Genomic DNA, 23931 nt, shown 5'->3' with positions numbered 1-23931 from the left:
CGTGTTAGGTTCCTGAAAGTATTTCTATTCGAGCCCATTTTGAAAGTCTGCAATTTTCATATCCAATGCTATTTTCGATTTTTCAGCTGACTTGCCACCTATATCACACTACCAATTTGAGCAGACTGGAGGAATACTTGGTGCAAGCAAACGCACGCCATATCGGATAGAGGGGACTATGAACGAAACCATCGAAAAACTGATTGCCAGTGGAAAGGAAGGGCCATGGTGGGACTTTAAACAAACCTACCACCAAAACAATGCAGCCCTTGTTCACGATATCCTCTGCATGGCAAACGTCCTGCATGACGGTGACCGGTATCTGATTTTTGGCGTGACTGATGAAGGGTTGATTACCGGCGTGCCGGAAGATAGTAAGCAACTTAACCAGGCAAATTTAATCGATCTGTTAAGAAAAGTGAGTTTTGCAGAGCACCATTGTCCGGATATTCAGCTGCACCACATCACACTCCAGCATAAGGTGCTGGCTATTCTACAAATTCGTAACGTCAGAATGAAACCTTACTATCTAACACAGGACTATAGCAAAGAGGGGAAAACTGTCAGAGCCGGTGTCGTTTACACCCGGCAACAAGATGCCAATACGCCCGTAAATGGCTGTGCCAGCCCTGGAGATGTCATGGCAATGTGGAAAGAGCGCTTTGACCTGGACCTGGCACCAACAGACCGCATCGTCAAACTACTTCTTGACTATGACAACTGGGAGTACGATGGCTTCAATGAGGCCTACTATCGACTTGACCCGGATTATTCCATTTATATCGATAATAGTGAGAGATAACACGGAGGACAGCACTGGTGGTCAACGACTGGTATTGAGCAACCATACCTTTACGAATACATTCTCAAATATCGCGGACGAGAGCTCGAACGAATACCAGTCGTGCATTACAGAAATGAAGGCTTAAAATTTCCATTTCCAGAGATAGACACACTGTCTTATCCTGGAAAAAGTGATGGATACGAGACAGATTATTATGCCGACGTTTTTAATTTTGTTAAAGGTACCCTCCAGTACAATCTTCTAAGTCATATCAGGGCATTTTATTCACTGCCAGACCGCGGCTCAGACATGTCCATGCCCTTGAAAAAACAGACCAAGCCACCGATTATCAGGCTACCATTCCTGTTGTTTGAGAGCATTGAGGAGAAAGAAGCCCGGCTGAAATTTATCCATCAACAGCTTGCCAATTTTACGCCAGAGGGCATTCCCAAAGATGCATCGCTGAAATCAAACCAAGTACTAAGAATGGCTGTTGAGAAACAATTCTCCTGGTGGGTCTTCGACCTTTGTAAGCATAGTAAAGAATAGAATATGCCAATGTACGATAATCTGTGCACTCTATTACCTGCGCAAAAAAGTACACCAGAATTGTTTGTCTGGTTTGGCAAATCGAGATCATTAGGCGGCATAGCGAATGACTTTAAATGAAAAGTCCGATTCATCAATGAAGATTGTGAAAACAAAAACCTTGCCCCCAGCAGAGGGCGAGCGCCGGGCAATGCGTGGCTATATGGGCCAATATGAAAGAGCCGGCGCAGCCATTTATGCTGAATTAGAGCGTGGGCAATTGGAGTGGATAGGCGTGGCGGACCGCAGTGCGGGTATCGTTGATGATTTAGTACTTGGATTTCATGGCCTTATCGTTGGGCACCAGTTCAAAACGTCCCGTTTCCCTGGTACATTTACAGTACAGACACTCTTAGTAGGGTCTGATGGTCTGCTTAAGCCATTAGTTTGCGCCTGGCAAAATCTTTGTAGTGCTAACCCAACGTCTCACGTAGAAATTCGTTTAGTTGTCAACGACTATCCATCAGTTAACGACGCCCCCGGAATGGAAGATCCAGCTCATAGTGCTGCCTTCCTTGATGAGTTTGAACATTATCCCAAACGCACGCTTGAGGAATGGCGCCACAGTAACTGGGGCGGTTTAGTCGAAATATTATTTCAACATTCCTGCCTAGATGACGATGATTTCGAGAGATTTTTTCATGCATTGCGCATAATTCATGGCTCTGCAGCAGATTTTATACAATTTCATAAACTCAGTGCAGAACAAGCGAGACTGGCGTCTGAGATAGCAAAAATATTACCTCGTCTGGTCTCCGATAAACGAGATAGGGACCGATGGTCCTGTGAAGAACTATTATATGAACTAGGGTGGAAAGATCCGACCAAAACACGCCACATACATCGCTTTCCCATCGGTGCTCACGTCCAACGCAACCGCGATACGGAACTACAACTTCTCCAGACAATACGCAACACAATCCAGGGCTATGTGGCATTGATTGGGCCTCCAGGTTCGGGAAAATCGACCTTGCTACAGACAACCCTGGCTACCGAATATAACACTCGGGTCGTGCGCTATCTGGCTTTCATACCGGGAGCTGCGCAAGGTGTAGGGCGCGGGGAAGCTGATGATTTCTTCGAAGACATTTCTGCCCAGTTACGCAGCAGCGGGCTACCTGGACTTCGCCTTCGAGACAGCAGCCAATTTGAAAGGCGCGAACAATTCGGTGAACTGCTCAAACAAGCTGGCGAGCGTTATCAACGTGATACAGTAAGAACCATCATTATTGTTGATGGGCTGGATCATATTCCCCGCGAAGAACTACCAGCCCATTCGCTGTTAGGCGAATTGCCGCTGCCTGCAGCCATCCCTTTGGGCGTGACATTTATACTTGGCACCCAGCGACTGGAACTCAAGCATCTCAAACCCGCAGTACAGGAACAGGCTGGGCATCCGGATCGTCTCGTCACAATGCATCCACTTGAGAGAGTGGCGGTCGCCAGGATGGCAGACGTTTTGGGTCTTGATTCAAACATTTCGCGTGTAAAACTTTATGAACTTAGCCGCGGTCATCCGCTGGCGGCCAATTATCTCATTAAGGCACTGTTATCGGCAGATGAACAGGACATATCATGCTTCCTCGCCGGAGGGATGGAATTTAATGGCGATATTGAATCAGTTTACGCATCCGCCTGGAGAGAAATCGCAAACGACCCTGATGTTATGCATGTTCTGGGTTTCATTGCCCGTATCGAAGCTCCGATGCCGCTGAAATTGCTGGCAACAATCGTAGATGCTCAGGCGATAGAGCGTACCTTAAAGACCGTCCGGCATTTACTCAAGGAAACCTCAAAGGGGTGGACTGTATTCCATAACAGCTTCCGTCTATTTGTTCTCTCCAAACCAAAGATAACACTGGGCAGTATAGATGAAACCTATTCACAACATATTTATCGTGAATTAGCTGAACTATCTCGTCATGCACCAGAGCATTCATTACAGTCCTGGCTAACACTGCGCTATCTCGCCCGGTCAGGAGAGCGTGATGAACTTCTGGCACTCGCAACGCCAGCATATTTTCGACACCAGTTTACACATGGACGTTCCTGTTCAGAGATTGATGCGGACATCCACTTGGCTCTGATTGCTGCGCGTTCCACATATGATGGTGTAATTGCCACACGGTTGCTACTTTGCCGTGATGAGATATCCAGACGAACTCAAGCGCTGGAGTATGCCAATGAACTTCCGCGCGCGATGTTAAAAGTTGGCGATATTGATGCGGCGATCTCTTTCGTCCAGGACTTTCCCAATGCGGGCTATGAAGTTGTTGACCTGCTTTTGGAACAGGGTGATTTTGACCGCGCGAAAGAACTGTTTGAACACCTTGAGCCATTGTCTCAATTGCATACCCCCAGATTCGAGCACTATGGGGATTCGCATAATCTACAAGAATTCAAAAAATGGGCAAAACGAGTTTTTCACTTCCGTGACGCTGAGCAAATTAAGCAGGCAATTGACTATTTGACCGTTGAGGGGTTAAAAGACGCCACAAGTGTATCAACCGATGAAAATATTACCTCTATTCGCGAACAGTTAAAGTGGACAGTGGTCGAGGCAATCGTTAACTGGCAAGCAGACGTTAATATTCAGGACACCTGCAATCAGTACGGCATTCATGAGCAAGAGATACCGATTTTGATGACTCAGGCTGGATTTACTGCTAGAGACAGAGGAAATAATACCTTAGCATTGGAATTATTTAAGACTGCCATGGCATTGTCTGATTTTAATGATGTTTCTAATGGGGGGCGAAGATCGATTGCATTATTTTATGCCACCTCAGGCTGCACCGATCTGGCTTCAACATTATTCGAAAACCTTTTTGCACCTGCAATTTCGATGGGAGACAATGAATTAGAATCAACAAAATCACTCACGCTTGCAGCCATGGAACATGCGCAACTTTGCGTTTTGCTCGGCAAATCCCTGCCCGACGTAGTCACCTCAACACACGCTATCTTACGACCGCTGCAGACACATGCTTCAGAAACGGGACGCTTGTTGGGGCTGTCCATAATAAATGCCTCATGCATTCCTTCTGGAAATATTCAAATAGTCTGTCGCATGGTGATGAGATATGTAATGCAACTCAATAGCCATTCTGGAAACGATACCTATCAGGCTCAATTGGCATTGATAGCTACATCACCACTGATTTGTACATTAATTAAAGTTTCTGCGCTGTGTGGTAAGGTCGAATATAATTCAGTACTAAATGAAATTGAGAATGTAATGCCTGCTTTAATATTAAAAAGCAATACAGTACTCCGGCGTGAAATAGCATTGGCAATGTATCAGGCTGACGGTGACCGTGAAAGGGCGGCCGCCAGACTTGAGCCTATGGTACACGAGTTGGTAGAAAATACACCTAGCGAACAACTCGAGACCCTGTCAGTTCTGGCAAACAGCTTTGCTGCAATTGGCGATGTTGATCGGGCACTAAACTTGCTTGCTTCGATACATGACCACTGTTTAGGCTACGCTCTGGCAGCGCGTAAGGACCCTTTATACTCTGTTTGGAAAGACATATTGATTTTGGCCAATGTGGCAGACCCAGAACACCGTGCTCAACGAATAGGTCAGTTGATACGACAGGTTGATGGTATGAAGGAAACCGAGGGGGCATCTGCCGCGTATCGTTTGACAGAAGTGTTGATCAATGAAGCAATGCGTATGAATGCGCACAGTGGTTATATCGTGGCACAGAAACTCAGCAACTGGGGGCTGATTCCATGGCCAAACCAGGTAAATGAGCTGATTATTGGTATGCTAGATCGCCGTCCTGAAATGGTGTTTCTCTGTACACCAATTTGGTGCGGACTATGCCTTCCATTCTACATTGAACCCTATTATCGTGACCCTACTCATATAGGCAATTATATTGACGTTGCTGCAAATGCAGCGGGGCCTTCATCAATTGCCAAACTGGTATCAATTCTATTACCGGCAATCCAGGTTCATAGTCGAGCTCACGAGCGCCTCACGCTAATAAATCGCCTGAGCAAAGCGGCATTAAGACACGGTTATACCGATAACCAACTTGATAATGCCATTACTCGATGGACTTTAGAGGCCCCCGAAGCCCGCCGCTCCTACACGCCACAAAAGTACGACGAGGCTTCAACCCTTGACGAACTTCAACAGGCATTTGAATCAAATGAATCAGATCCTGAGTATCATGCACCTTATCGTTTTTGTGAGCTTGCAGAGTCCGCCGCATTAGACAAGGTGGTGCAAATGTATGAGCGCTGGCATTGTTTGCAGTCGGATGCGCGTTGTCGTTTTTTGGTTGCAGAGCGGCTAGTTAATGTTGGGGACACGACGTTAGCCAGAAAATTAGTTGATGATTACGATACCAGTAGTGACCGGGAGATGTCATGGAGCCAACGGTTAGGAGGAAATCGATTCCGTCTCTTCCACGCGCGTAAGCTACTCGATGGTGCAGCAATTCATCATGAAGCATATGAAGACTTCATCAGTTCAATTGTGGCTGGAAAAGAGAACACCATGTCGTTGCTAACAGATATGGCAGACATTCTTCCTGTGATCTGTGAGTCGCCAGACTGGCCCGCCGTCTGGTCTATCCTGGCAGAGCAGATGTCTTTCACTCGCGAACACCGTATTGGTGAACTTTTCGAATTTGGAAATGAAAATATGACCGACGAAGAGTTGCTTGCGGAATTGCTCCATTTTTCATTACGATTGCCTATCACCGAAGCTCGACGACACGCAGAGAAAACTGCACTAATTCTTGCGGTACATTCAACAGGAGGGCAAATCATATTTGAGAACACCATAACACGACTCCTGACCGGCACCCTTGATGAACCATTCCAGGCATTGCAAATTTTACTTTTGCTAAAACAGACCCACTTTGCTGCTAAATTTGGTGATTTAGTTTCTGGCCTTACGAATCATCGTGATGTAGCTGTTGCAGAAGCTGCGTGCTTGTTAGCACAATATTGGCAGCTACCTGTATCGATTGATTTTCATCCGTTGCCGTTGACCTATCGATTGGCACTCGACGGAGACCCTGATCATGAAAATGCTCTGTTAGATCCTGTGAGTGGGGCAATGCGTATTGAAGTCGACTTAGGATGGACACAAATGCTTCGTCCCGTTGCACGGAGACTTGCAGAGTTGGCTGATTGTGAGGAAATGAACATACGCCAGCGTGCCGCAACGTTTATTCAGCAATGGGGAGGGCTGGCAACCTTTGGCCCAAGAGCAACAAAAAAAATCGAATCTCAGTTACGCACACTCTCAATGCAAATCACCTATCTTAAGCCCCATGCTTACATTGGCATACTGGCACTTCGTCATGTCGCTGGAGAGCTGAGCTTGGCAGGCTTGCTCTCGCCAAGGGATAAACCATCGCTACTGGAACAAATGGATGCAGTACTTCCGCCAACTCCTCGCCCTGAAATGCAAATCCGGCCAACTGGCATTAGGCGACCGCTTAAAGTCAAGGGTGCCCCGTGGCGTGAAGCTGAAGAAATGTGGACAAATTTGGTTGACGAGGATGTTAAACCCTGGATAGATCGTGCCGACGAATTCGTAATAGCCGAGGTTTCACAATTCAAAATGCATGATACCCGGCGTGCTGAATATCAGGTCTATCGTATTAGCGCACCTCAAATTCATATTTCTGTTGCCAAATTCATGGCATGGTATCAAAGTTTGCCCGCTGTCGTTTGGCTGGGTAAGATGATCCCACTCGATGAAGACCTCGCACCGACAATAGTCAGACGTGTAGTAAGCTCCATCGGGACAATGTCTTCGCCGGGATATGCCATTACATTATGTCCTAATATCCAGATGCTTCTGGGATGGCATGAATGCAGCGAGATGCCTAATATTTATACCGACCAGGACTCAACAATCGTAGCAAGATTAGTGAACTGGCGAGACGCTGGGCCAGTGGATATTGATGATGATTATATATGGGGGGAAGGTTGCTATCTGACGCTTTCCAAAGCAGGCCTGATACAAATCAAGACTCTGTTCGGCGAATTCACCGTGCGTAATTTCGCAAGCAGGGCTGTTCAGCAATTGCGACAAGGCGAAGCGCAAATGATAAAGACAGCTCAGAATCAGTTCCCGATACCGTAGCGAGACGATTTCACAACACGGATCGATTACCTGACTTCTCCAACCATGGTCTGAAGAAGTCAGGGGAAATTTGATGTTAGTTAGATGGTAATATTGAGATCCTTCATCTTGAGGATGCGCTATCTGTGGTTATATATCATATTTCTCAACCCGAAACGTTGCCAGTGACGATGCCTCTGGGCTTCATCACAACGAACAAAGAGTCGGTTAAGGTTATTGGTGCGCTGATTAGTGAATATATCAAAGGCACCACTGGTTTTGATAAGCCTCATGACTGTGGTGCAATTTCTGCAATGATTTAGAAATTGTTGCAGACTGATTAAAAAGGGCAATTAATTGCCCTTTTGTTGGGTCTAAGACACACTTAAACCCCATCAGGATTTTGTTCTTTTAAACGACGCACTTCCGAATCCTAAAATGCAGGCGATGGCGATGAAAAATTCAGTCAGGGCTGTCACCTTTTGCAGACAAGTTACCGACGCGTTTATCCGGACCACTACCCGGTCTAAGGCTTTTACCATGGAACGTGCCAGGTGCTGCCATCTTTAGCCGCTCTTCCGGCGCATTGTTCAAAGGCTACCGGTACATAAGGATTGGTGAATAGGCTGATTACTCGCCGGGGGTATTACGTGGTATACCCTTCAGTATGGATGTAGCTAGCGATCAATATCGTCGTCTTTAGGAACCTTATAATTATGAGTCATGGACTTCATTAATTGAAATTTTTAATAACTCAAACGCGGAAAATCCTATCTGTTCTGAGCTATTTTCAGAGGCCACACGCTGGCTTCCAGTTAACAATGAAATAACTTGCTACTCCACCAGACAACACACTCTCCGCAGCAACTAAATAGCTGCGCGGAATAGTAGATCATATATGGACGTCCCGGGGTGTACAAGTACTGACGTGATACGGTTTGCTGTCATATATCCGGCGTCTTTTGGGGAAAAACTTGCCCGCGCCATGATGTCATCCGCACCCTGTTTCCTTATCACTTGGCCGGTATTTTCTACCTGGATCTACTTCAGGTTATTACAGGGTTGGTTTACCGTTTTCTCATCAGTGCCTGCAAACTCAGGAAAATTTTTACTTTGTGCCGAACTAAATCATTACTTCATCGTAGGTCGCAGTTACCATTTTTAGTCATCGAAGTGAGGATGTGTTTCCCGCCGGAACTGTGTTGCCGGGGAACCAGGCCGCACCAGGCGGAAAGTTGTCTTCCGTTAGCAAATTGTTCTGCATCAACCTCACTTAAAAAAGCGGCGGCGATGAGCGGGCCAACACCCGGTATTGTCATCAGTGCCCGATACCGGGGTTGCTGTTGACACAATGCTGCGATTTCATATTCTGTTGAACGAATGTATTCATTCAGTGTGTAGATGTTTTCCAATAAAGTGGAAAGCAAATGGCGTAATACCGGAGACACAGGCTTTTCCGCATCTTCAATCAAATCGGGTAATCGCTGTTGCAAAGTGTGTATCCCAACCGGGAACTCGAAGCCCTGCTCAGCGGCCAGAGCACGAATTTGGTTGGCGGCGGCGGTGCGCTGTTCGATCATCAACTGACGGGCACAACGCAGCGCTTTGATATCTTGCTGCTCAAGAGTTTTTACGGCAACAAAGTGAATCCCCGGACGAAATGCCGTCTCACATATTGCCAGAGCATCATTGGCATCATTTTTCTGATGACGAGTTAACGCCTTTACATGTTGGGTTGGAATGAGCCGGATGGCGTATCCCATGGATTGGAAAGTCCGCCCCCGGTAATGCGAGGTTGCACAAGCTTCCATTGCAATAAGTGTATCCGGCGGGAATTGACGAACAGTATCTAACAGCTTGCTGCGAGAAACTTTTCGATTCCAGGCAACGGTCCCATCATTCATCCAGACACAAAGCTGAAAAACGGATTTAGCCAGATCGATACCGACGACTTTTATCGTGTTCATGATGTTGTTCCTCTATAAATGGGACGGCTCAACATAAGTGTGGCAGGATTATGTTGAGGAGGGACGTCCATCACATCACTTTGAGGGAACTCAGCCCGGATTGTGCGATCTGATCAATCGCCAGACATCACAAATCACCAACCGGACTGAGCGATGCCGATCATAGCACCAATACCCCGCAGCGAACGACGCCTGATGCAGAAAGCTATCCATAAAACGCGCGATAAAAATCATGCCCGCAGACTGATAGCCATGCTGATGCTGCATCGGGGTGACCATGTCAGCCACGTCGCCAGAACACTCTGCTGCGCCCGTTCATCCGTCGGGCGCTGGATAAACTGGTTTACGCTTTCGGGTGCCGAAGGTCTGAAATCGTTGCCCGCAGGACGCTCCCGCCGCTGGCCCTTTGAGCATATCTGCACGCTATTACGTCAACTGATAAAGCATTCTCCCGGCGATTTTGGTTATCAGCGTTCGCGCTGGAGTACCGAGTTTCTCTCGATAAAAATCAATGAGATAACCGGATGTAGGTTACATGCCGGAACCCTTCGTCGCTGGCTGCCGTCTGCCGGACTTGTCTGGCGCAGGGCAGCCCCAACGCTGCGCATTCGTGACCCGAACAAAGATGAAAAGATGGCGGTTATCCGCAAAGCTCTGGACGAATGCAGCGCAGAGCATCCGGTATTTTATGAAGATGAAGTGGATATCCACCTCAATCCCAAAATCGGTGCTGACTGGCAACTGCGCGGGCAGCAAAGAAAGGTGGTAACACCGGGGCAGAATAAAAATATTACCTGGCCGGCGCGCTGCACAGCGGCACGGGCAAGGTCAGTTACGTTGGCGGCAACAGCAAAAGCTCGGTGCTGTTTATCAGCCTGCTTAAGCACCTGAAGGCGAGTTATCGCCGGGCAAAAACGATCACGCTGATTGTCGATAACTATATCATCCACAAAAGTCGGGAAACACAGAGCTTTCTGAAAGCGAACCCGAAGTTCAGGGTAATTTATCAGCCGGTTTACTCGCACTGGGTGAATCACGTTGAGCGGTTATGGCAGGCATTTATAGCCAGCAAAGCCAGTGTGCGCTTTAATGCCAGCGAACCCTTCTCATGAAGAAATAACAGGTCTTCGTAGTTAACTTCGTAGCGTTTGCCATTTTCCATCCAGGCGTGCGTACAGGGTTCGTTGGCATTCGTCAGGCCAAATTCGGTCTTGATATAATGATTAAGGTCAGTCTTGGAATAATAGATAGATTTGCTGTTTTTGGGCCCTGGCATTTCTTGAACGGGCATCACACCTCGTTTGCTGAGGGCTTTGGATGTTTTGTCTCGTTGTCCTGCTCGGCCACGAAAACTTGAGGTGGTTTTTGTGATGTACGTCACCACATCATCCAGTTCGACTCGTTCACCGGGCAGGGCGCTGATGGCCTGTGGCAGGTAATCAGTAAAAGATTTCGCCCGTAGATAGGTCAGATGACCGCGTGTTGGTGCGGTCAATATTTTAACGGAACAGAATATACTCTCGACCAGAGGTGCTGATAACCGTCCCGTTAACTGCGTGGCAAGTCGTGTGAGCTCTTTAGGCGAGCCGTCTATATATCTCGGCGAGATATACGTGTTAATCAAATATCTGATAAAACGAATAACCGAATGTACATGCCTAATATTTGTACGACGTTGAGGCGTGGTCTGCGTAGTAGACCTTATGGTTAACGCTGGAACATATAAATGCGTATTTTCCAGATAATGAAAAAAGGCTGTAAGTTCATCAATGGCAATCAATGGATTGTGGTTCGAGGAATAGAAACTGAAGCAAAAAGTCACGCCATGTTTCTGGTGCCAGAATTCATAGAAAAACTTGAGAGCTTGAAGTGAGGCGGATTGCGTGGCTGATGAACGCAAAACAAGTTGGTCTATAAGATATATTAACGGATATAAAAGCGGCTGGCGCGTGTGAGTATCCATCAGTGCCCATAAACGCTGCCGTTGGTTGATATTGAGTTGTGTGAGTATGAACACGCGGCACTTAACCTCATAAATGGTGTGGGTATGAACAAAGTAACCGACAAACATAACGTCTTGCAAGAGAAGATAGAGGGATAGGTAAATGTATGATTAATCGTATTCTGTGGGCGGTTATGAACTAAATGAACGACGGACTAAATTTAACATAATATACATTATGCGAACCAAGGTAAGGATAGGCGGGAACTGGTGTTCCCGGTGCTGTCATTGGTCGTGTTGATGCGCTGAATCAAACACCATTAGTTCGTCGAACTGATAGCGGTCATCGGCCCTGCGATGACATTCAGCACAGCTTCAGTGTGCGCAACAGCTTACCTCGATGCTCAAAACGGCTGGCGTTGTTCGTCTCTACGCGCCGTAGCCGGATAACGATAACCGACAAAAATTTATAATCAGGCCTCAGTACCTGCATTCGCGCGCGCGATAAATAAGCATATGCTGTTTATTGTATCGATGTCGGGCTGAAGCATCGCGGATACGTGGTTGCCCGGCGCGGATAAGAACGGGAATGCGTTCGCGTCAGCATAAGTTTTCAGTGGATTATGATAAACGTCATCCACTCCGGCCCAAAATAGCTTAGGTATATCAATAGATTGTAATATATCCCCCATATTTTGGTAGCAGCCGAGGGCATTGAAAGATGCCCGGACAGCGGGTTCAATGGCCGGCGTGAGCTATTTGGTCAGCTCCGGCGCAGTCAATTTTGCATAGTTCAGAAATTCATCGAAACTAAGCGACCCGTTTGGGCCATCAGGCAAACCGTTTTCCACATCCCAACCGCCGATCAGCAGCGATGACAGATGCTGTGGGTAGTATTTAGCCATCCCCAAGGCCAGCCAGGCGCCCGATGAATAACCGATGATATGGGCTTTACGATATCCTGCCTCATTGATCAATCTGACCATCCCCGCAGCCTGTTTATCCTGATCATATGGACCGGATGTAACAGGTTTATCGCTCATCCCATGTCCCAACAGGTCAGGATAAGCGACACAACATCGTTCGCGCAGAACCTGAACCAACCCGCTCTGTCGCCAGCTTTCGCCATTCATTAACAGGCCGTGGATCAATACGACCAGCGGTCCGTTGCCTTCGGTTCGATAATGCAGTTTATACTCATCATTGAGCGTACAAGACAAAGTGGATTCTCCCATGTGTTTAACGGCCGGCCATGTTACTGACCATTGCTAAGAATAAATTGACCATTTTAAGACTTAAAAGGTCCATTTATAGAACGGGATAACAAAAACGGCAAAAGCTCTATTTCCGCGCCAGCTCTTCCAGTCGCCGCAGGCATTTTAACAGTTCGCCGGATTCGACAAATTTTTTCAGACTGCCTTCGCAAAACCTGTCGGCACGAATGGCGCAAGTAATATAGGCAAGCAGCCATTGCTCGCTTTTCCCTGCCAGCTCACTATTACCGGCCGACCGGGTGCGCAGCGTGTCGTTATAGTCGTAATCTATAAACGGGGTCATGGCGTGACTAAACGCATAAATAAGCGGTTCATAGCTAACATGCGGCATGTGCTGAACGCCCGGGGTATCCGGCCGCAATGTCACCCACTCTCCAGCGCTTTCCAGCCGTTCCAGATCGGGGATGAATTTGGTTATCTCTGCATAGATGGATTTCATGGCGTTCGGTCATTTCCGCTCTCAGCATAAGGCATAATAATAACGCGACGCCGCCGACGGGGCTACGCCAATTGCCCGGTCACGGTTCACGCCTGGGCAAATCCACATCGAGGCGTAAAAGACGGCAAAATCGGCGGTGACGCTACGTGAAATCTGGCATTCCGCGCCAGTCATTACCCTGCAGATTTCACACAAGCGCAGCGGATCAATTTACGCATTTTTTAACATAATCTTTAACCCAGCCCCGGCGCCCGCTGACACAATAGACTGCCGCGCTGTTCCTGCACAATCAGTAACCATAAAGGACCGACGGCATTGACGACCACGGTATAAAGTCCGATCATCATTGATTACAAATATTTAGCGCGACGGAGAAGTCTGGGATGGCTGAAGAACTCTGCGATGATTTACTGGATGAAATTTTGGGCAGCGTACGGCCGCTTATCGGTAAAGGCAAAGTGGCCGACTACATCCCTGCCCTTGCCGGCGTAGCGCCAGAACACCTGGGAATGGCGATATGCAGTTCGGATGGTCAACGGTATCAGGCCGGCGACGCCGGCATGCGATTCTCCATCCAGTCGATCTCAAAGGTGCTCTCCCTGTCTCTGGCGTTAACCCGCTATCAGGATAGCGAAATCTGGCCGCGTGTCGGTAAAGAGCCCTCGGGCCAGCCGTTCAACTCCTTATTACAGCTGGAGCTGGAGCAGGGAAAACCGCGCAATCCCTTTATTAATGCCGGCGCGCTGGTCGTATGCGATATGCTGGAAACGCGGCTGGCCGCGCCGCGCCAGCGGATGCTGGAAATGGTTCGCGCTCTGTCCGGCGTGTCCGACATTGATTATGATCGACGTGTCGCCCGTTCCGAGTTCGAACACTCCGCTCGTAATGCGGCTATCGCCTGGCTGATGAAGTCGTTTGATAACTTTAACAACGATGTAGAGACCGTGCTGCAGACCTATTTTCACTACTGCTCGCTGTCCATGAGCTGCGTAGAGCTGGCGCGCTGCTTTTTCTATCTCGCTAATCACGGTCGATCTGCAGGTAACGAGACGCTGCTTTCCTCCAGACAAACGCGCCAAATAAATGCCCTGCTGATTACCAGCGGAATGTATGACGGCGCCGGCGAGTTTGCCTGGCGAGTCGGCATGCCCGCAAAATCAGGCGTTGGCGGCGGAATCGTCGCCATCGTGCCGGGTGAATTGAGCATCGCCGTCTGGTCGCCCGAACTGGATTCTTCGGGCAATTCGCTGGCCGGTATCGCCGCGCTGGAGATGCTGTCGGAACGCCTCGGCCGTTCTATATTTTGATATCAGGCGGGTGTCGCGCCGGCCCCAACGGGCGTCGGCAACCCTCATCACAAATCAGGAGTATTAATGAATAACCAGAGCTATATCACATACAATCGCGCAGAAACCGCAAAGCTGCTCAACTTTTCCGCTCTGGTGGATGCCATCGCTCAGGCTGCAGAGGAATATGCCCATAACGGCATCCTGAGTCCGGAACGTTTAGTCGTGCCGATGGAAAACAACGCAGTTATGTTAAGTATGCCGGCGATAGGTTCTGATATTGCCATTCATAAACTGGTCAACGTCGTGCCGGACAACGGCAACCTGCAACTTCCGACAATCCACGGGCTGGTGACGGTATTCAATGCCCAAACCGGCGTGCCGTTATTTGTGCTGGACGGTCCCGAAGTCACCGGACGCCGGACGGCGGCGGTATCGATGCTGGGGATACGTACGTTTCTGCCGCGGCAGCCGCAGGCTATCTTGTTGATCGGCACCGGTACGCAGTCGGCATACCATCTGCAGGCAATCGCTGAACTTTACCCGGCAAGTAAAGTCTGGGTACGCGGTTCACGTCCGGGCCGGGCGGAAGCCTTTTGTGAAAAATTTGCCGCGCTGCATCCGGCGTTATCTCCCTGCCCGTCAGACGGTATGCCGCACGAAATAGACGTGGTGATCACGCTGACGACCAGCAAAGTGGCCATTTATAACGATGCCGCCCGCCCGAATCTGTTGGTTATTGGCGTTGGCGCATTTAAGCCCGATATGGCGGAAATTGGCGCCGCTACCCTGGCCGGAAGCGATATTTACGTTGACGATCCTGACGGCGCCAGACAGGAAGCCGGCGATCTGATTCAGGCGGGCGTCGACTGGTCGATAACCCGGCCGCTGATTTCAGCGCTGAAATCCCAGCCGGAGTTCGCCCGGCCGGTGGTATTTAAAACGGTAGGAACCGGCGCATGGGATCTGGCCGCCGGCCGGGTGGCAAGAGCCGCGCTGGCGATGTAATCCACGTCGAGTTCATCGCCGTTTGCCGCACTCAGCCCATAACGCCGCGGCCTGAGTGATCACCGCCGTTTGCCCTCAGCTCCGATACGGACAAATTACGCTGAGTCATTCGGCGGTTGAACACGCTAACTCTATCCATTTGAAACAAAAATAAAATAGTACCAATCCGCTCACGCTGGGTACGAATATTATCCCGATGGTTTTCCATCAGAATGTTAAGGTTGTAAAAAATGAGACGATTATACCTTCCCGCGATGCTTCTCGGTCTGGCGGGTTTAACCGGCTGTCAGCAAATTAACGGCGCGCTTCAGTCAGCTAATGACTCAATGAAGAAACTCGATACCGCGCTGGAGCCGACGGCCGTCGAGGCCTCTGCGACAGAAATATGTAATGACTTTAAAGAGAATGAGATTGCCGCCAACAAAAAATGGGCGGGGAAATATGTTGTATTGCAGGGAAAAGTCAGCATCATCACGGATGCGGATAATTACATCACCAGGACCCCAGGCGTACACATCGAGTTTAATAAAAAAGACAGCGCGGCATTTTCGTTAAAACCCAGAGAAACAGAGCGCGCCGCAGAGCTTAAAAAAGGCCAGCAGATCAAAATTAAAGGCCAGATCGGCTCTTATACCTACTTAATGGGCTGTCTGATTCATCTCGATAACGGCACGATACAGTAAGCCAGGCCGCCGTTATGCCGGCGGCGCTGGCATCCTTGTTGTCGGCTTATCCATAATGATAGCGGTTCCCGTCTGGCAACCGCTATCCCTCAGGAAACCGCGCCTTTTTCGTTGGTTACCGGGCTTCGCTGCGGAAAATAAGTGACATTGTCACCTGCTTGCCGTTTTTGCATAATCACGCCACGCCGACGAATGACATCGCCGTCACGGCGCCCGAAACCGGGCTCAGAGCGTATCTCGGGTGGCCACAATCATCATGATATCGCTGGTAAAAGAGCCGTCCGGCTGGATTTCATAATGCCGGATCACATCGTCAGAGGCCTGCTGCTGAATCATCCGAATCGCCGCGACAAGCGGCTCCGGCGTGCGCATCCGGCTTACCCAACTGCTGAATTCCAGATGCAGGCGATCGGACGTTACCTCGCGAATAACCAGGCCGGCCTCAGTGAAACGGGTTAACCATTCACCAGGCGCATAGTCGCGTACATGCGAGGTATCGCGTAATATTTCGACGGTCTGCAGATGAACATCCAGCAGCGGATGACCAGGAGAAACCACGTCCATAAAGATCACCAGACCGCCGGGTTTCAGCACCCTTTTCACTTCATGCAGCGACTGGCCGACGTCGTGCCAGTGGTGAGCGGAGTAACGGCTAATCACAACATCGAAATGCTGATCGTCAAACGGCAGCGACTCAGCAACCCCCTGCGTAGTGCTGATATTGCCGATGCCTTTATCCCGCGCCGCCTGCGCCACCACCTGCAACATTTGCGCAGACAGATCATAAGCAACCACGTCGCCGACGTGAGGCGCGGCGGTAAAACTGGCGTGGCCGGCGCCGCAGCCGAGGTCAAGCAGCCGCGCCCCGCTTTGCCCCTGCAGCAGCGCGGCCAGTTTTTTCAGATCGTTGCCCTGCGCATGCACTGCGCTGCTCAGGTAGGCGCTGGCCTGATCGCCGAACTGACGCTCGACGGACTGCTGATGGCTGGTGCGGGTGTTCATACTGTTCTCCTGAAAATAAAGATGACGCGTAAAACGCGGACTGAAAGGCCTGACGAACTGAGGCAGATGGAGAATAGTTTCTCTTTTTTATCCCCCCCGGGGCGCATATTGCCGCCTGTTCATTAGTAAACAGACTACCAGAAAATGCGCGTCATTCGTCATAATGATGCGCCGTCTGCCGCGCAACCAGCAGGGCTTTTATTTCATCCCGGTTGCCCGCGCGCTCCTGTTTATTTGCACAAATGGCAATAACCGAATACGCTTAATCAACAGATTAAAAAACGCTTTTTAGCTAACTGAACGCTCTAATATGTTTTTATTATCGCTGAGCCGTTCAATGCGACACCAGATTCATCCTCACCGTCAATATTTCTGACTTCCCTGCATCAGGAGGCTGAATGGCTGACTTAGCGACACAATTGATCGTTTTTACCGATCTGGATGGTTCACTGCTGGATCATGACACCTACAGCTGGGAAGCGGCCAGCGCCTGGCTGAGCAGATTAAAACGGTTACAGATACCCATCGTTATTACGACCAGTAAAACCGCCGCCGAAGTCACTCCGCTGCAACAGATGCTGGGGCTGAGCGACATGCCGTTCATCGCCGAAAATGGCGCGCTGGTTTCGCTGCCCGGCTGGTCATCCCATGCCGATTACCCGCGCAAGATTTTTAATGCCGATTACCCGCAAATTTGCCGGCTGTTGCATAACCTGCGCGACAAGCAGCGTTTCGCCTTTCGCGGTTTTTCCGATATGAGCGACGAAGAGGTCGCCGACGTCACCGGTCTGGATCTGGCAGGCGCCGCGCTGGCCCGGTGTCGCGAAGCGTCAGAACCCATTCAGTGGCGCGGAGATGCCGTCAGCCTGGCGGCTTTTCGCCTTTGCCTGCGACAGCATCAGCTCGAACTGACCCAGGGCGGTCGTTTTTATCATGTGATGGGATGTGGTATCAGTAAGGGAAATGCGGTTAACTGGTTAAAAATACAGTATGAGGGGCAGCAGCAGAAAAAATGGGTCGCGATCGGACTGGGCGACGGTCCAAACGATGTCTCCATGCTGCAGGCCTGTCGCTATGCCGTCGTGATAAAGGGTCAGGCCAGCCAGAATGTTCAGCTGCCTGACGACTTCAACGGCGAACAGTTCTGGACCGGGGCAAGCGGCCCCGCAGGCTGGAGTGAAGGATTAAACTATTTTCTCAGAGAGTTAATTATTTGATTTTATTTTAAATAACAGGGTAACTGACATGAGCGAGTTTTATCAGGACGGCATCATCACCACCTTCCACAACCTGACTCAGCGCAGTGTGGAAGAGCTTGAATACGATTTACAGGTCTTTTCCGGTCAGAACAGTATGGGGCTGATCCTGCCCTCCCTGTTTTCCGAACTGGAAGGCCCGGCGCTGGACAATATCGTCAACTTACTGTCTCAGGTCACCTATCTGGATGAGATCGTCATCGGCCTCGATCGCGCCGACCGCGATCAGTTTAAGTTTGCCCATGAATTCTTTTCGCGTCTGCCGCAGCGTCACCGCATTCTGTGGAATGACGGTCCGCGCCTGACCGCCCTGAGCGATGAACTGGCCGCCCAGTCGCTGGCGCCGGCCGAGCCAGGCAAGGGGCGCAACGTCTGGTTCTGCGTCGGTTACACGCTGGCCTCGCGCCGCACCTCCTGCGTCGCGCTGCACGATTGTGACATTGTCACGTATAATCGCGCCATGTTGGCCCGCCTGCTCTACCCTATCGCCAATCCCCACTTCCATTACGATTTCTGCAAGGGCTATTACGCCCGCGTGGCGGACGGCAAGCTAAACGGCCGGGTCGGTCGCCTGCTGGTCTTCCCGCTGCTGAAATCCCTGCAGAAGGTGTACGGCAACTCCGATTATCTGGAATATATGCGCAGCTATCGCTATCCGTTGTCCGGCGAATTCGCCATGCGGACGCACATCCTGAAAAACCTGCGCATTCCCAGCGACTGGGGGCTGGAAATCGGCGTACTGTCCGAAATTCACCGCGGCACGGCGACCAGCCGCATCTGCCAGGTCGATATTGCCGATAATTATGACCACAAACATCAGCCGATGTCGGAAGACGATCCCAATTCGGGTCTGCAGCGTATGGCGATGGATATTACAAAAGCGCTGTATCGCAAGCTGGCTATCCTGGGCGTGGGCATTACCGCCGACTCCTTTCGGGTGCTGCGCGCCACCTACTATCGCACGGCGTTGGATATGATTGATGCCTTCGAGCATGATGCGCGCATGAACGGTTTGTACTTCGACCGCCATACGGAAGAGTCGTCGGTCGAACTGTTTGCCGATGTCATTACCCAGTCGGGACTGGTGTATTCGGAAAGCCCTGGGGATAAACCCTTCGTGCCCAGTTGGAACCGCGTTCAGTCAGCCTTTCCGGATATTCTTGAGCGCCTCTATCAGGCGGTGGAAGCGGATAATCAGGAAATGGAAGCGGGTCAATAAGCGGTTACCCTGGCTAAACGAGCCAGGCCATGCGGCTCGCCAAATGAGAGGAGACGAGCATGATCATTTTTATCACCGGCGCGACCGCCGGTTTCGGTGAAGCCATCAGCCGTAAGTTTATCGCCCATGGTCATCGGGTCATTGCCTGCGGACGTCGTCAAGAGCGTCTGGATGGGTTAAAAACCGAACTGGGCGAGTCGCTCTATCCACTGCGCCTGGACGTTCGCGATCGTCAGGCGATTGAGCAGGCGATCGCCGGCCTGCCGGCGGCATGGCGCGATATCGATGTTCTGGTCAATAATGCCGGTCTGGCGCTGGGGCTGGAACCTGCGCATCAGGCTAATCCCGATGACTGGGAAACGATGATCGATACCAACAATAAAGGCCTGGTTTTTATGACTCGCGCTCTGCTGCCGCAGATGGTCAAGCGCAACGTCGGTCACGTGATCAACCTCGGTTCGGTAGCGGGTCGCTGGCCCTATCCGGGCGGCAATGTGTATGGCGCCAGCAAAGCCTTTGTGCGTCAATTTAGCCTGGGCCTGCGCGCCGATTTGTTCGGCACGCCTCTTCGGGTTACCGACATCGAACCGGGACTGGTCGGCGGTACGGAGTTCTCCACGGTGCGCTTTAAAGGGGATGAAGATAAGGCCGACGGCATCTACGACCACGCCAACCCGCTCATGCCAGAAGATGTGGCGGAAGCCGTGTTCTGGGTCGCCACGCTGCCGGCGCACGTCAACATCAATACGCTGGAAATGATGCCGGTCAGTCAGTCATTTGCCGGCCTGAAAGTGCATCGCACAGGATAAAAGCCCGCCCGATTATTTCCTGTCGATAATTTTGCGCTAAAGCAATGTGATCAATTTATTGGTTAATTATCCAAATCAGATAAACCCCGCTTTCAGGGTTCATGCCGACAGTTTACCGACGGCATATAAAGTTACAGAAAGTGACTTTATCTCAGGCGTTTTGCCGTGTATAAAGCGCCTGTGCTACATTATTTGATAATGCAACCCTCCAACTAATACTGTTAGTCAGGTGAATCATGAATCAAAAAGTGCTTACCTCCCCCGCTGTTACATCGTGGCTGCGCGCCCTGCTGCCGGCCGCCGTTCTGACGCTGTCCGGCGTCTGGCTCGCCGGTGCGAACGCGGATACCCGGCATGTCGTCATCGAATCCGGCGACAGTTCCCTGTCGAAAGAAGCGGCGCGCCAGAGCAGCGAACAATGGAATGAAAGCCGCACCCTGCGGCAGAAAGTCAACACCCGATCGGAAAAGGAATTCGATAAGCTGGATAAAGCCATTGATAATCAGGAAACATGCGCCAAAAGCCTGAATGTCAACGCGTACTGGGAAGCCAACACCGAACGCTGTCTCGATCGCCGCACTGGCCGACAGATCGACGCTCCGTAATAAACGGTCTACACTTACCCTATCGTCTGTGCGCCATCAATTCAGACGGTTTTCAGACATTTACCCACCTTTGCGAGGGATAGAAAATGAAAAAAACAGTTCTGATCGGTATGGCTCTGCTGGCCATCGCACCGCTGGCGGCCCAGGCGTCTTGTGAAAGCGTCAAGGCGGAAATAGCGCAGAAAATCATCAACAACGGCGTGCCGGAATCGGGATTTACGCTGGAGATCGTCCCGAACGACCAGATCAGCCAGACCCCGGGAGTGGTCGTCGGCCACTGCGAAAATGACTCGCAGAAGATTGTCTATGTTCGCCATAGCGACGGCAATGACGAAGCGCCCGCATCGCCAGCGCAATAATCCCGGCGCCGTCACTCGCAGTTGTGATTAACGGGTGACGGCATATCGCTTTTCCCGCCGCCGGCCACGCTTGCCCGCGCCGCTCCTCTGTTGTCCTTTCTCCTGATATGCTCCGCCGGTTTCCACCTTTATGTATCGCATCGATATTCATCAATAGCTGGCGAACAGACTGAGCGATTCGACCGGCGACCAGACGGCGCCGAAGTTAAACCGCGTGGCGTCGAAGTCCGGCTTACCGCCCTCCACCGTCATGCCGTTGGCGGCGGCGACGGTCTGATAGCCGTCGATTTTCAGGCGCGCATATTCATAGCGATACCTTGCCCATGAAGGGCTCGTGGTTATTGATAGGCATGCCGTCGGCCGCATGATAAAGTATGAACCGCGGGGAATCTGTTAATATTTCCTTTTACATCAGAATGTTGTCCACAACCCATTGTTATTACTGAGAGGTGAATATGACGGTATCGGCACGTAACCAATTACCTGGCGTCATTTCCGCGGTCTCCGACGGCGCGGTAAATGATGAGGTTGAACTCACGCTCGAAGGCGGCGCAAAGCTGGTGGCCGTGGTGACAAAGACCAGCAGTCAGGCGCTTAATCTGGCGACCGGCAAAGACGCCGTGGCGTTTATTAAGGCGCCGTGGGTATTGCTGGCAAGCGCCGACAGCGAATATGCATTTTCAGCGCGCAACCAGTTCAAAGGCGCCATTACCTCGCTCGATACCGGCGCAGTCAACGCTACGGTGGTCGTTAAAACGCCGGGCGGGCTGGAGCTAACTGCGGTGATTACCAATGAAAGCGTGAAAAATATGGCGCTGGCGATCGGCAAAGAGGTCATCGCGCTGGTAAAAGCGTCCAGCGTCATCCTGGCGGTAAAAAAATAGCCCCCCAGCCCCCCCGGCCGCCGTCGCGGCCGGCAATCAGTCCGCGCCGATTATCGCGCGGCCGCCGAACCACGGCGCCACGGCCCGGGTTAACGCCTTCTCACCGCGCTGCCCCGCTATGTCGATGCGTTGTTCCTGCCGCCTGGCTGATGGCCGCTCGGCATCAGCCAGGCGGAAAACAGCGTCAGCGCAGCGATACACGCCGATATGATAAAGACCGTATGCAGCGAACCGGCGACCTGCCAGATTAACGCGTTTATCTGCTGCGGCGGCAACGATGCGCGCATGGCGGGTTCCATCAGACTCTGCACCGGATCGTCATAGCCGGGCAATCGCCAATGAAGACTGAGATTCAACGCGGCGCCAAGAATCGCCGTGCCCAGCGCCGATCCCAGCATCCGGGTAAACATGGTGGAGGCGGTGGCGATACCGCGAATCGAATACGAAGCGGTATTTTGCACCGATACCAGAAAGGTGGTATTGCTCATGCCCATACCGGCGCCTATCATCAGGCAGGCGCCGCGCGCCCAGCCCAGATGACGATCGGGCGATAACGTCAGCAAAATCAGACTGCCGACGATCAGCAGGATCGCCCCTGCGACGGCGGTGAAACGGTATGAGGTCCACAGCATCAGCCGCCCGCTGAGCGCGCTGGCCAACGGCCAGCCTATCGACATCAGCGCCAGAATACTGCCCGCCTCCAGCGGCGAACGGCCCATTACCGCCTGAATAAAGGTCGGCATAAAGGCGCTGACGCCCATCATCGCCGCACCAATCATGACGCCGCCGATATTGCCGGCGACAATCACCCGGTTGCGCCATAGCTCGAGCGGGAACAGCGGCTCGGGCGTAGTTGTTTCCTGGCGATACAGCAAAATGCCGCCGGTAACCGTCAGCGCGATAAACAGAAAAACCCAGTGTCCCAGTTCGCTGCCCTGCAGCAGCGTCAACAGCAAACTGGCGACGCACACGATCAGATAAAAGGCACCGGCCAGATCGAGCTGATGTTGCCGCAACCGGTGGCTGTCCGGCAGAAAGCGCGCCAGAAGAAGCATCGCAATCAACCCGACCGGCACGTTGACCCAGAAAACCAGCGCCCAGGGAAAATGCTGCACGATAAAGGCACCGGCCAGCGGCCCGACGACGGCGGCGATGCCCCAGACGCTGGATAAGTAGCCCTGTACCCGCGGTCTTTCGCTGGCGGAGTAAACGTCGGCGATGATGGTAAAGGCGACCGGCGTAATCGCGCCGGCGCCAATACCCTGCAGCGCGCGAAAGATAATCATCCAGACCATACTGGTCGATGCGCCGCACAGCACCGAACCAAGCAGAAAAATAACCGTTCCGATGAAGAATATTCGCTTGCGGCCATAGATGTCGGCCAGACGGCCATAGATGGGAATGCTGACCGCCTGAGTCAGTAAATAACTGGCAAACACCCAGCCCAGCAGAGAAAAGCCCCCCAGGTCGGTAATAATCGTCGGCAGCGCGGTCGCCACAATGGTGACTTCAATGGCGGCGGTGAACATCGCCAGTGCGCACCCAAGCAGAACCCAGTGGCGATGGGGTACGGGCGCGTCGTCAGGAGAACGGACAGTCTTCATTTTTAAGCGCTTATTCGGTTATCAGCGGGCGGTTGGAGGCAAGTATATCAGCCGGATACGGCGCCGGGCGAACCTATCCTGTCAACGAGCCGGCGCGCGCAGCGGCAAACGACGCGCCGGCCTGC

20 protein-coding genes and 2 pseudogenes are annotated in these 23931 nt (G+C 51.3%); 15 read left to right on the top strand and 7 right to left on the bottom strand.

Annotated features, from left to right (window positions below; all coding sequences use genetic code 11):
- The first annotated feature begins 178 nt into the window (after window positions 1-178).
- The 4 genes from FJU30_RS27055 to FJU30_RS06240 all read left to right on the top strand — a co-directional run bounded on the left by FJU30_RS27055 (window position 179) and on the right by FJU30_RS06240 (window position 7792).
- The gene (locus FJU30_RS27055) at window positions 179-802 is read left to right on the top strand and encodes an AlbA family DNA-binding domain-containing protein (protein WP_223881508.1); all 624 of its coding nucleotides are present in this window, start codon (window positions 179-181) and stop codon (window positions 800-802) included.
- 102 nt (window positions 803-904) lie between these two features.
- Window positions 905-1333: a hypothetical protein gene (locus FJU30_RS27050; RefSeq protein WP_223881507.1), complete on the top strand. Its 429-nt coding sequence runs from the start codon at window positions 905-907 to the stop codon at window positions 1331-1333.
- A gap of 106 nt (window positions 1334-1439) precedes the next feature.
- Window positions 1440-7490: an ATP-binding protein gene (locus FJU30_RS06245; RefSeq protein ID WP_150434117.1), complete on the top strand. Its 6051-nt coding sequence runs from the start codon at window positions 1440-1442 to the stop codon at window positions 7488-7490.
- Window positions 7491-7615: 125 nt separating this feature from the next.
- Window positions 7616-7792 (top strand): hypothetical protein, encoded by a 177-nt coding sequence (locus FJU30_RS06240; RefSeq protein WP_223881506.1) that lies wholly within the window; start codon window positions 7616-7618, stop codon window positions 7790-7792.
- Window positions 7793-8608: 816 nt separating this feature from the next.
- Here the strand turns inward: FJU30_RS06240 and FJU30_RS06230 are convergent.
- A pseudogene (locus FJU30_RS06230) lies at window positions 8609-9436 on the bottom strand (IS110 family transposase); the annotation flags it as partial.
- 195 nt (window positions 9437-9631) lie between these two features.
- On the opposite strand from FJU30_RS06230, the gene FJU30_RS06225 reads away from it, so the two are divergent.
- Together FJU30_RS06225 and FJU30_RS27045 are read left to right on the top strand one after the other, a co-directional pair.
- On the top strand, window positions 9632-10327 hold the full coding sequence (locus FJU30_RS06225; RefSeq protein WP_223881505.1) for an IS630 family transposase: 696 nt from the start codon (window positions 9632-9634) through the stop codon (window positions 10325-10327).
- Entirely contained in the window at window positions 10231-10548 is a 318-nt protein-coding gene (locus FJU30_RS27045) for a transposase (protein ID WP_223881515.1), read from the top strand. Before FJU30_RS06225 ends, FJU30_RS27045 begins: the two co-directional genes overlap by 97 nt.
- On the opposite strand, the pseudogene FJU30_RS27040 reads toward FJU30_RS27045, so the two are convergent.
- The 3 genes and pseudogenes from FJU30_RS27040 to FJU30_RS06205 all read right to left on the bottom strand — a co-directional run.
- A pseudogene (locus FJU30_RS27040) lies at window positions 10500-10976 on the bottom strand (hypothetical protein); the annotation flags it as partial. The gene FJU30_RS27045 and the pseudogene FJU30_RS27040 overlap by 49 nt on opposite strands.
- A 1157-nt stretch (window positions 10977-12133) precedes the next feature.
- Window positions 12134-12613 (bottom strand): alpha/beta fold hydrolase, encoded by a 480-nt coding sequence (locus FJU30_RS06210; protein ID WP_150434116.1) that lies wholly within the window; start codon window positions 12611-12613, stop codon window positions 12134-12136.
- Window positions 12614-12719: 106 nt separating this feature from the next.
- Window positions 12720-13091 carry a DUF6508 domain-containing protein gene (locus FJU30_RS06205; protein WP_150434115.1) on the bottom strand — a complete coding sequence of 124 codons (372 nt, stop codon included), beginning with the start codon at window positions 13089-13091 and terminating at the stop codon, window positions 12720-12722.
- A gap of 383 nt (window positions 13092-13474) precedes the next feature.
- Between FJU30_RS06205 and glsB the strand changes: the two genes are divergently transcribed.
- The 3 genes from glsB to FJU30_RS06190 all read left to right on the top strand — a co-directional run bounded on the left by glsB (window position 13475) and on the right by FJU30_RS06190 (window position 16068).
- Complete coding sequence (glsB, locus tag FJU30_RS06200; protein ID WP_150434114.1) at window positions 13475-14398, top strand: glutaminase B; 924 nt, start codon at window positions 13475-13477, stop codon at window positions 14396-14398.
- A 66-nt stretch (window positions 14399-14464) separates the two neighbouring features.
- Window positions 14465-15385 carry a bifunctional Delta(1)-pyrroline-2-carboxylate/Delta(1)-piperideine-2-carboxylate reductase gene (gene lhpI, locus FJU30_RS06195; protein ID WP_150434113.1) on the top strand — a complete coding sequence of 307 codons (921 nt, stop codon included), beginning with the start codon at window positions 14465-14467 and terminating at the stop codon, window positions 15383-15385.
- A 230-nt stretch (window positions 15386-15615) separates the two neighbouring features.
- The gene (locus tag FJU30_RS06190; RefSeq protein WP_150434112.1) at window positions 15616-16068 is read left to right on the top strand and encodes an OB-fold protein; all 453 of its coding nucleotides are present in this window, start codon (window positions 15616-15618) and stop codon (window positions 16066-16068) included.
- Between the two features lie 225 nt (window positions 16069-16293).
- Here the strand turns inward: FJU30_RS06190 and FJU30_RS06185 are convergent, their stop codons facing one another.
- Window positions 16294-17070, bottom strand: a complete 777-nt coding sequence (locus tag FJU30_RS06185; protein WP_150434111.1) for a class I SAM-dependent methyltransferase — start codon at window positions 17068-17070, stop codon at window positions 16294-16296.
- Between the two features lie 398 nt (window positions 17071-17468).
- Between FJU30_RS06185 and FJU30_RS06180 the strand changes: the two genes are divergently transcribed.
- The 5 genes from FJU30_RS06180 (at window position 17469) to FJU30_RS06160 (ending at window position 21318) form a co-directional block, all read left to right on the top strand.
- Window positions 17469-18287: a mannosyl-3-phosphoglycerate phosphatase-related protein gene (locus FJU30_RS06180; RefSeq protein ID WP_150434110.1), complete on the top strand. Its 819-nt coding sequence runs from the start codon at window positions 17469-17471 to the stop codon at window positions 18285-18287.
- Between the two features lie 28 nt (window positions 18288-18315).
- Entirely contained in the window at window positions 18316-19545 is a 1230-nt protein-coding gene (locus FJU30_RS06175; RefSeq protein WP_150434109.1) for a glycosyltransferase family protein, read from the top strand.
- A 59-nt stretch (window positions 19546-19604) separates the two neighbouring features.
- Window positions 19605-20354 carry a bifunctional NADP-dependent 3-hydroxy acid dehydrogenase/3-hydroxypropionate dehydrogenase YdfG gene (gene ydfG / locus FJU30_RS06170; RefSeq protein WP_150434108.1) on the top strand — a complete coding sequence of 250 codons (750 nt, stop codon included), beginning with the start codon at window positions 19605-19607 and terminating at the stop codon, window positions 20352-20354.
- Between the two features lie 236 nt (window positions 20355-20590).
- Window positions 20591-20959: a DUF1283 family protein gene (locus FJU30_RS06165; protein ID WP_150434107.1), complete on the top strand. Its 369-nt coding sequence runs from the start codon at window positions 20591-20593 to the stop codon at window positions 20957-20959.
- 86 nt (window positions 20960-21045) lie between these two features.
- Complete coding sequence (locus FJU30_RS06160; protein WP_150434106.1) at window positions 21046-21318, top strand: DUF1161 domain-containing protein; 273 nt, start codon at window positions 21046-21048, stop codon at window positions 21316-21318.
- A 150-nt stretch (window positions 21319-21468) separates the two neighbouring features.
- On the opposite strand, the gene FJU30_RS06155 is transcribed toward FJU30_RS06160, so the two are convergent.
- Entirely contained in the window at window positions 21469-21684 is a 216-nt protein-coding gene (locus tag FJU30_RS06155) for a hypothetical protein (RefSeq protein WP_223881504.1), read from the bottom strand.
- 89 nt (window positions 21685-21773) lie between these two features.
- On the opposite strand from FJU30_RS06155, the gene FJU30_RS06150 reads away from it, so the two are divergent.
- Window positions 21774-22202, top strand: coding sequence for a TOBE domain-containing protein (locus FJU30_RS06150; RefSeq protein WP_150434105.1), 429 nt, complete (start codon window positions 21774-21776; stop codon window positions 22200-22202).
- 116 nt (window positions 22203-22318) lie between these two features.
- Here the strand turns inward: FJU30_RS06150 and FJU30_RS06145 are convergent, their stop codons facing one another.
- Window positions 22319-23806, bottom strand: a complete 1488-nt coding sequence (locus tag FJU30_RS06145) for an MDR family MFS transporter (RefSeq protein ID WP_150434104.1) — start codon at window positions 23804-23806, stop codon at window positions 22319-22321.
- Between the last annotated feature and the right edge of the window lie 125 nt (window positions 23807-23931).

The sequence above is a fragment of the Affinibrenneria salicis genome (assembly GCF_008710095.1).
The sequence above is the reverse complement of the archived record's forward strand: the minus strand, read 5'-3'. Positions and strand labels throughout refer to the sequence as shown.